General features: G+C 41.4%; 6 protein-coding genes. 3 read left to right on the forward strand and 3 right to left on the reverse strand.

Annotated elements, in window-relative coordinates; genetic code table 11:
- Nucleotides 1-168 precede the first annotated feature (168 nt).
- Together EO95_RS10385 and EO95_RS10390 are read left to right on the forward strand one after the other, a co-directional pair.
- Nucleotides 169-906: a M48 family metallopeptidase gene (locus tag EO95_RS10385; protein WP_048134543.1), complete on the forward strand. Its 738-nt coding sequence runs from the start codon at nucleotides 169-171 to the stop codon at nucleotides 904-906.
- Nucleotides 907-1,170: 264 nt separating this feature from the next.
- Nucleotides 1,171-1,680 (forward strand): hypothetical protein, encoded by a 510-nt coding sequence (locus EO95_RS10390; RefSeq protein ID WP_048134545.1) that lies wholly within the window; start codon nucleotides 1,171-1,173, stop codon nucleotides 1,678-1,680.
- 182 nt (nucleotides 1,681-1,862) lie between these two features.
- On the opposite strand, the gene EO95_RS10395 is transcribed toward EO95_RS10390, so the two are convergent.
- Together EO95_RS10395 and EO95_RS10400 are read right to left on the reverse strand one after the other, a co-directional pair.
- Nucleotides 1,863-2,606 carry a hypothetical protein gene (locus EO95_RS10395; RefSeq protein ID WP_048134547.1) on the reverse strand — a complete coding sequence of 248 codons (744 nt, stop codon included), beginning with the start codon at nucleotides 2,604-2,606 and terminating at the stop codon, nucleotides 1,863-1,865.
- A gap of 462 nt (nucleotides 2,607-3,068) precedes the next feature.
- A complete protein-coding gene (locus tag EO95_RS10400; protein ID WP_048134549.1) occupies nucleotides 3,069-6,428 on the reverse strand; it encodes a tetratricopeptide repeat protein in 3,360 nt (1,119 codons plus the stop codon).
- A gap of 583 nt (nucleotides 6,429-7,011) precedes the next feature.
- On the opposite strand from EO95_RS10400, the gene EO95_RS10405 reads away from it, so the two are divergent.
- A complete protein-coding gene (locus tag EO95_RS10405; protein ID WP_048134551.1) occupies nucleotides 7,012-7,824 on the forward strand; it encodes an HD domain-containing protein in 813 nt (270 codons plus the stop codon).
- A gap of 178 nt (nucleotides 7,825-8,002) precedes the next feature.
- Here the strand turns inward: EO95_RS10405 and EO95_RS10410 are convergent.
- Nucleotides 8,003-8,851 (reverse strand): Nif3-like dinuclear metal center hexameric protein (locus tag EO95_RS10410; protein ID WP_048134553.1); only part of this gene is annotated, 849 nt, incomplete at its 5' end.

Genomic DNA, 8,851 nt, shown 5'->3' on the forward strand with positions numbered 1-8,851 from the left:
CTGCTAAAACCCATAGATTAGCCCTCTTGAGCGCAGCGAAAAGGGCAGCGTACTGCAGAGTCGCAACTCTGCTGAAACGGACCGCGTACTGTTGCGATTACATCGCAACTCCCTGAAAATCTGCGATTTCCTGAGATCCCGGGGCGCAATTCGGGAGAAGAACCAGCCATGAGAAAAAACGATAGCATCAAAGAGTGCGGCAGGACAATAGACTACGAAATCGTCTATAGCAAAAAGAGACGGAAAGCAGCGATCGTAGTCCGCCCGGACCTAAAGGTGGAGTTCCGAGCCCCTCATGGACTTAGCCGTGAGGCTATCAGGGACATGGTACAAAAGAAGGCTGGCTGGGTATGGGAAAAGCTTGACTGGTTTGAGGCTAACAGGCTGCCCAACCAGGAGAAGCGGTATACTGACGGTGAAAAGTATCTCTATTTGGGCAGAGAATACCCCCTGAAAATCCTGTCTGTGGACGGAATCAAAAAATCCCTTGCTTCCTTCACTGGGTCTGAACTTACTGTCTTTATTCCTGAAACTGTTCCTGAGGAGCTGAGGCCGGTACTTGTAAAAAAGGTTGTCTGGGATTTTTACCGGGACTGTGCCGAATCTGATGTTGAAAGGCTCCTGAAAGCCTATTCGGAAAAACTGAATATAGCTCCCCCAACTTTTAAGGTGAAACACCAGAAGAGGCGCTGGGGAAGCTGCTCTGCAGACAATGTCCTCAGGATTAATTTCCAGCTTCTGATGGCTCCGCCCGAACAGCTTGAGTATGTGGTTGTGCATGAACTCTGCCATGTAAAGGAAAAAAATCACTCATCCCGGTTCTGGAAACTGGTAGGTGAACTTATGCCTGGCTATGAAGTACACAGGAAGAGCCTGAAAAAAGACGGCTGGAGATATGTACTTTAATTTTTGTGGTTCAACTGTGTTCAGGTTCTGTGCTTTAGGTTTTTGTTTAAGGTCTGTGCTTTAGGTTTTTGTTTAAGGTCTGTGCTTTAGGTTTTTGTTTAAGGTCTGTGCTTAAGTTTGTTTGTAATAAAGTGCCTTAATTTATTTAGTTATTATTTTAAACCCTGAATTTTTTCAATTTTATTCTTTTTTTCAGTATTCTCGCTTTTTGGGAGATCGGAAACATCAAATACTTTTACACAGTATGACTTTATAGAGATATTTATGACTAATTCAGAAAATAAGAATTTTAAATATCTGCTTTTCTTTTTCATCGGGATATTTACTTTTTTCCTGAGTGGGTATACCCTGAGAGGAATTCATCCTCCCACATCAATTTATCTTATGTTCGTGATTTATGGGGTACTCTTTGCATTAGGGCTGTTAGTTTCAAGGGAAAGGTCTTCGGTTTTTATCCTGAAAGCATTTGCCGTTTCTTTTATAGCCCTTCTCCTGATCTCCGTAGCTTTCTTTGCCCTCGGAGCTCTCAGCCATGAGTATTCCAAATTTATGGGAGCCGAAAAACTGGAGTTTGCACCTGATGAATTTGTTATCGTGACAGAAGAGGAACTGGATGAATATCCTGCATTGAAAAGAGCTGTCGAATCCCCCGGAGAGTACTTTAGTGTGGATCCTGATGAATGGAGACGGACAATTGATTTCCTTGACGAAAAAGGGGCTTATGAAATAAAAGTCGGGAATGAGTATTATAGCATCTCTTTCATGACAGCCTGATATCCTTCCTACAACCTGAAAATTATTGGAAAGGATTGATGTCAATCCTTTTTTTAATAATAAAGGACAACAGGCAGCAGAACCATAATTCCGATTTACATTTTTGATTCCGGTGCTTGTACAGAGATATAAGGTGGCAGACTCTGGTAAAAGTGGTTCTTTTTCTGCTTAAAAGTGGTTCTTCATAATCCACAGGCATGAGCGCTACTGTTAATTGTTTCTTCACTTTCACATATATTCTCATGGCCACATAGAGTACATTTATAATATCTTCTGGTTATTCTCTTATTCCCGATCTCTTTAATATCAGGTTTCTGGAATTCTACAACTGTGCCTGACAAGCTGCATTTTTTACATTCAATACCTTTCAGGTAAATTGCGGGCAATATTTCCCCTTTTTCGGCAAAGATATTCTCAGGTCCTTCCCTTGTATCCACATTCCCGCAGCACCTGCACTTCCAGTGTCTCGTAACTGTTAATGTATAGTCTCCGAAATTGCTTTTTTCCTTCAGAACTGGCTCGCCTATTTCCTCACAGGCAAGCTTATTCCCACATTTTCTACAAAATGTGTCCTTATGATATTCCAGCACATTTTGTATACATAAAGAGATAATAAGCGGAACCAGGGATACCATTATACCCAGAATATAAAACCAGTCTAAAGTTTCATTATCCAGGAAATTAATTGTCGTGACCAGAGCTATGGTTATACAGAGAAGAACGAAAATTTTGCTCATTATTTCAAGGAATTTTTCATCAAAAATGCTTATTAAAAAAAGAGAAACAGTCTTGAACCTGTGTTTCTTATATTCAACTGTGCCAGTAAATATATGAACATCGGGGATTTGTTCGCAGCTGGTATTTTCACTGTATTTCTTTTCTAACAGATAATTTTCGAGGTTGCCAAACTCGGATTGGTTGTACAATTCAAAAGCGCCTTCTGTCCTTTTTTAAAATTACTGTATGTGAACTAGTTTAACAGTACTTCTTCAATTGTTAAAAAAATTGCTATATTAATCTGTGAGAAGGATCTGTTTAAAGAACTTTATTTAGCCCCAATCTTACCAACATACCAAAAAATAGGACGAATTCTCCGCCCGTGAGGAATACTATACTGAGACCACACGGGCTATGTATACTCTTCTCTTTTATTTTGGGGAGGGGCTCAGATTAGAGAAGGATATCAACCGATCAACAAAGACCATCAAGCTGTATTAATTGAAGAAAAATCAGCTTCAGCAAAAAGAATTAAAGTTACACAAAAAAGGTACCGAAAAACTGCTGACAGGAATAATTTTGATCTGGTTTCTTTAGAAAAAGTTTACCGGTATGCCTGAAACCTTACACGCATACCGGAATAATTCATTATTTTTACCTTATTTTAAACCTTAAACCTCGTCGGGTTCCGGAACATACCAGTCTTCACTATTATCAGTTTTCTGATCGTCGTCAGGTTCAGGAATATACCAGTACCCGGTGTCATCATAATCGTCAGTAGTTTCATCAGCGTTATCATATTCCTCACCTTGTTCAGAGGAAGTGTTGTTTAACTGCTGATAAATTTCAGTCATGTTTACACTAACGTTTTCAGAAATATTTTCTTCTCCACCATACCATCTTGCAGGCAGTGGATAGTTAAGGTCGCCTCTGTATGTTTCGGGAAGGAAGATGCGGGTTCCCCTATTCTGAAGGGCTGCCACAAAGCCAGAATCAACAGCATCAAGCCTTGCCTTATATACCGAAGCCTCCTCGTATTCCTTTATGCGGTAGTGGGCAAAACGCTTGTTATAAAGGGCAGAAGGTGCATTGGGGTTGATTTTAAGAGCACCGTCATAAGAATTGACTGACTCATTAACGTCTCCCATTACATTGTATAGATACCCCTGGTTGTACCATGCCGTTATGCAGTCTGGTTTAAATTGTACCACTTTATTAAAGCATTCAAGGGCAGCATTGTTACTGCTTATTGCGAAATAAGCGCATCCTTTGAAGTACCAGGCTGCAGCATTGTCTGGAGCATACTCAAGGGCTTTGTCATAGCTGGCAATTGCTTCCTGATATCTCTCCATTTTAGAGAAAACAAAACCCTTGTTATTAATCGCATCAACATTTGTCGGGTCCAGCTTAAGAATCTGATCATAACAGGCGATTGCTGCTTCGAAATCTCCCATCGCTTCCAGAGCCTTGCCCTGCCGGTACATTATCTCTCTGTTTTCGGGCGTAATCCGGAGAATCTCCCCATAGGTTGAAGCAGCTTCCTCATACCTGCCAAGTTCTTCATACAAAGAAGCTTTCTCAGCCAGCACCTTTGAATTAGCAGGATCAAGTTGCATGATTCTGTCGTAATCCTCCAGAGCCGCTTCCTGCCTTCCGGATCTGGCTAAAGCAAAAGCTCGACCCTCCAGAGCCTCTATATTTTCCGGCTCAAGTTCAAGAAGAGGATTGAAACAGGAAACTGCTTCTTCGTACCTGCCAAGGTTTACAAGGGCCAGAGATTTTCCCTGAAGGGCTTCAGGATCACTGGAATTAAGAGCAAGTAACTGATCGTAGTAAGCAACTGCTTCTTCTGATCTTCCAAGGGTGCTCGATGTAGAAGCTATCCCATACCAGGCATTGCTCGATTGGGGGTCAATATCAAGAGCTTTTTTGTAACACTCCAGAGCTTCCTCGCCTCTTCCGAGTTTGTCAAGGGCAGAGCCTTTCTCATACCAGGCCTCGGTGCGTACAGGATTAATCTTAAGAGTCATTTCGTAAGAATAAAGTGCATCCTCGTACATCTCAAGTTTGCTGTATGTTGAAGCTTTGCCGTACCATGCGGAATCGTAACTGAATTCCGGACTCAGGGCGTTAAAGCTCCCTGAAAAATCCGAGCTCTCTTCTGGACTTGCATACTTGTAGCCCAGAAGGTAAGACCAGAAACCTCCTGAAATTGTCCTTTGTGGGCTGACATCCGGACTATTACCTTCAACTGACCTGGAAGTCGAGTTTCCGGATAATACTTCCATATCCTTGTTCAATCTGAAACGAGCAATAGAATACCCTGAATTTATCTGGAGAGCCTGACTGTAGCAATCTGAAGCTTCTTGGTATCTTTCGAGCTGATCAAGGAGAAGACCTTTGTTGTACCAGATTTCAGCACTATCAGGGGCAACGGCAAGAACTTTATCATAGCACACAAGAGCATTTTCATATTCCCCTATTTTTGCCAGGGCAAAAGCTTTGCCGTACCATGCAAGTGTGTAATTTCCATTAAGATCGGTGGCTTTATTATAACTTTTTACGGCATCTTTGTATTGTTCGAGTTTTGAAGAATCATATCCTTTTCTATACCAGACTTTAGCATATCCGGAATCAAGTTTAAGGGCTTTATCGTAGCAGTCAGCGGCTTCTTCATACCTGTTAAGTCTGTCAAGGTCCTGACCTTTTAAGTACCAGATCACTGCATGATCTGATTCGGTCTCAAGAATCCGATTATAGCACTCAAGAGCAGATTCGTAGTTCTCAAGTTTATCAAAAGCCAGCCCTTTATCGTACCAGATTTTAACTGCAGGAGATTTAAACTCGGGAACTTCAGAATAACTGGCAAGTGAAGAATCGTAGGTATTAAGCTTTCCGAGTACAGCATCTCCAGCCTCTTCTATCGCAATTCCTGCATTGGGGTTAAGAGCTCTATCATAGCAGACTATTGCATCATCGTACTTTCCCATTTTATCAAGTATAGAGCCTTTGCTATGCCAGGCTTCAGAGTTATCAGGACTATAAATGAGTATCTGGTCATAACACTGCAGAGCCTCTTCATTTCTACCAAGCTGTTCGAGACAGAGACCTTTCTTCTGCAGGGCACTAAAGTTTTCAGGCTCTGAAAGGAGGACAAATTCATAGCAGGTCAGGGCATCCTGATACATCTCCATCCTCTCAAGGTTTACGCCTTTATTATACCAGGCCTCCACAAGGTCAGGATTAAGGGAGATAGCCTGATCATAACACTGTATTGCAGCTTCATAATCCCCGGACATATCATACATTATTCCTTTCTGAGTCCAGAGTTCAAAATCGTCAGGAGTAATGTTAAGAGCTCTTTCAAAACAGCTCATTGCTTCGTCGTATTTTTCAAGCCCGGCATAAGCCTTTCCCTGCATTTTCAGAGTTTCGGAAGAGTTGGATCCATGTTCAATTGAACTCTCATAAGAGGCTAAAGCCTCCTGGTCAAGGCTGAGTTTCTCAGAAGCAAGGGCTTTCTGGAACCAGACTCTGGAAAGATAATTATCCGTAGCGAGACTTTTCTCGTAACAGTTGACAGCTTCGACATAATTTTGAGTCAGAAGGTTCTCATTGCCTTTTTCATACCAGACCCCGGAAGAAACCGGGAAGGTTTCAATAGCCCTGTCGTAGCAGTCAATTGATTCTTCGTATCTCTCCAACGCGGTCAGAGCACATCCTTTTCCATACCATGCCATTGACGAGTTAGAGTCCATTTCAAGTGCATCTTCAAAGCATCCTATGGAAAGCTCATATTCATTGAGAGAATAAAGTTCATTGCCTTTACTTAACAGGCCTTCTACAGAAGCCGGGTGCTGCGCAAGTACCTCTTCAAGAGTGGGAATAGCAGCAGGGAAGTTATCTCCTACAATATTTGTCTGGCTTTCAGCTGCTTCCGCTGCAGGTAAAAAACCTGAGGTAAAAGATGAAACAAAGGCCAGAAGAATGAAAGAACAAACGATCAAAGAAGTTTTTTTAATTGAGCTCATTAAATACCCCGATTCATTCTAATGAGTTCCTGTGGAAAATTTTCATAAGCAGTCTATCAGTATCATCTAAGATCACTCTGATATGTAGTTTCCTAAATGATGTAAACGAGAACATCCAGAGATAAAAGTCACTGTACAAATTCCTTTTGTTTCCCCCGAAGAGAATTTACCCAGTTCGAACCGGATTTCTTCCTATAACTTTCCAGTAGATACTCATTTAATTTGAAGAGCTCCTTCCATATATAATTAATGCAGTTTAAAAAGGGACTACCGGATTAATATGAGAATTATCAGTTTTTACTAATTTATAAATCTCATATTGTGGTCATATTTTTTTGGGTGTTTGGTTTGCAGATAACTGTTCAATTCACAGGAAAACGTTGAATTTATAGCAGATAGTCACGGTGTTTACAGGTAAGGATTGGGTTCCGGTAAATTGCAAAGTTATTATCTTGAAGGAAACTATAATTATCTCATAATTGTCCGGAGTAATTAATATTATTATTTAAACAAAAACCTTTTCAGTACAAAATCTGCAAGATATGCATAAAGTATATACCTCAACATTTCTTATTGCAGAAGCATGCAGAAAGAAGACCTGGTTTATTTTCGGAGATGGTTTTTCGAGTATGTGAACAGATTATTTTCTCCCGACTCTTTCATCCAGGAAAATCTTGAGCTAAAGATCGAACACACGGAAAGAGTTTGTGAAAATATCCTTTTACTTGCAAAATCGACGAAAATCAGCGAAAAGGAATGCATGCTTGCCGAAGCAATAGCCCTGTTTCATGACCTGGGTCGTTTTGAGCAGTTCATTAAATACAAAACGTTCAGAGATTCAGAATCGGAAAATCATGCGATTCTGGGCGTAAAAATTCTGAATAAAGAAAGAGTTCTCTCCCGCCTTTCCGGAGAAGAAGAAAACCTCATCCTGAAAGCTATAGAATATCACAACCTGATGGAAATTCCAGAAAATGTAGAGACCTGCAGTAAACTTTATTTTTTCTCCAGGCTGATAAGGGATGCAGACAAGATTGACATCCTGAGGCTTGCCAGTGAAGAATATGCAGAAGAGGGATGCAGGAACCCGGCGCTTGAACTATATCTGCCAGATGCTCAGGGGTATTCGGAACCCATAGTATCAGAGATCCTGAATAACAGAATGGCAAAAGTTGGGGATATGAAAAACAGAAACGACGTAAAACTTCTTCGTCTGAGCTGGATTTTTGACATAAATTTTCCTGCAACTTATTCCCTTCTTAAAGAGTACGGATATCTAGAGGCAATAATGGCCTCTCTTCCTGAAACAAAAGAAACGGGCATTTTGAGAAGGCATTTTGAAAACTATTTGAATGATATAGAATCAGAAACCCGATACGGCAACAGTAAAACATAAAACCGGAAATTAAGTCTTAAACAGGCGGGCTCCTAAAAAAATCGGTTTGAAATAAATTGCCCGGGGTATTTGAGATACCATATACGGTACCTCATTGAAATTTATGATTGAAACATATACAGGATATATTGGTTGAAGTAGCATTGATTGAAGTAGCATTGATTGAAGTTGAAGTAGCTTATTCAAGGTATCTTCTGCGATATTCATTTCCAAGGCTGCGCCGGTAATCTGAACGTATCTGGTTTCTTGACTGTTCTTCAAGCATGGATTCAAGAGATTCCTTCCCGGGTTCTTCCTGTTTACAGGTCTCCTTTCCTTCGTTCAGATCGAGTGCAACCTTATTTTTGTCAAGCCTGCAGTTAACCGCCAGGAGTCCGGAAGGCTGGTCAATGAATTCCACCTCAATTCCAGGAAGCCTGCGCAGCCTGGAACATAGGGCTTCCATACCCGGGTTCTCCGTAGCATAATGGGTTGCATCAATCAGGCAGAGATCTTCATGCGTTCGGAGGATGTCATGCTTAAGTTCGGATGAGATAAAGGCATCAACTCCGTTTTCCCTGGCGATTTCAAGATATTCGTTCCGAAAGCCGCTACCCCCTATAACCATCACCTTACTGATTTCATCCTTTTCTCCGGCGTACATAACGGGGGTCTGCAGACAATCAGAAACATGGGCTGCCAGTTCAGCTGAGGAACACGGTTCGATTTCCCCTATCCTTCCGATTTCTGAAGTCCGGATATTTTTGAGCCCCAGGCGGGTGGCAAGAACATCATTAATTCCTCCTTCAGCTCTGTCGTAATTAGTGTGCATGCTGTAAAGGGAGATCCCGTTTTCAAGAGCAATCCTGAGGGAAGCTGCCAGAGGCTTTGAAATTATATTTACCGGATGAAAGATAAGGGTATGATGAGTAATCAGCATGTCTGCCCTCATTTCTGCCGCTTTTTTAAGAACGTAGGAGTTTGCATCCAGGGCAACTGCTATCCTGTTCACATCATCCTCAAAACCAAGGATCAAACCAATTCTACC

The organism is Methanosarcina sp. 1.H.T.1A.1, from assembly GCF_000979295.1.
GTDB lineage: Archaea > Halobacteriota > Methanosarcinia > Methanosarcinales > Methanosarcinaceae > Methanosarcina.

Excerpts from the sequence above, each read along its gene's own strand:
- EO95_RS10385 (WP_048134543.1), top strand. The coding sequence starts at position 169 with ATGAGAAAAAACGATAGCATCAAAGAGTGCGGCAGGACAATAGACTAC.
- EO95_RS10390 (WP_048134545.1), top strand. The coding sequence starts at position 1,171 with ATGACTAATTCAGAAAATAAGAATTTTAAATATCTGCTTTTCTTTTTC.
- EO95_RS10400 (WP_048134549.1), bottom strand. The coding sequence starts at position 6,428 with ATGAGCTCAATTAAAAAAACTTCTTTGATCGTTTGTTCTTTCATTCTT.
- EO95_RS10405 (WP_048134551.1), top strand. The coding sequence starts at position 7,012 with ATGCAGAAAGAAGACCTGGTTTATTTTCGGAGATGGTTTTTCGAGTAT.